Origin of the sequence: Vallitalea longa (assembly GCF_027923465.1) — a bacterium.
Taxonomy (GTDB): Bacteria; Bacillota; Clostridia; order Lachnospirales; family Vallitaleaceae; genus Vallitalea; species Vallitalea longa.
The window spans coordinates 1-456 of record NZ_BRLB01000062.1; the positions used below are offsets into that span (position 1 = coordinate 1).

General features: G+C 34.9%; 1 protein-coding gene. It reads left to right on the forward strand.

Translation table 11 applies throughout. From position 1 onward, the window contains the following. The coding region (locus QMG30_RS24830; protein WP_281819917.1) for an AMP-binding protein at positions 1-456 on the forward strand (456 nt) is incomplete at both ends.

Consider the following 456-nt stretch of genomic DNA (forward strand, 5'->3'; position numbering starts at 1 on the left):
TGAACCAATAATGGAAGAATTCCAAGGAATAACCCAGACATCACAAGTATACTTAGACAATCAGGTAGCACAACGCAATGGACAATTAAGCATTGTATGGGATTACATTCAAGACATATTTGAAGAAGAAACAATAGAAATGATGTTCAGACAATATGTAGAAGTAATACAAAGCATCATAAACAAGAAAGAATACACATTCAACATAAAAGAAGAAGACCAAAACTCAATAAACCAATACAACGACACTCAGAAAGAAATAGAAGAAACCACACTTATAGAACTAATAAAAAGACAGATGACAAAAACACCAGAAAAGGTTGCCATACAAGACAAAGAAGAACAACTAACCTATAGTGAACTGGATAGATGCTCCAATCAAGTAGCAGCATACCTGATTCAAGAAGGCGTAGAAAAAGGTGATGCAGTAGCTGTAATAGCCTCAAGAGACATAGC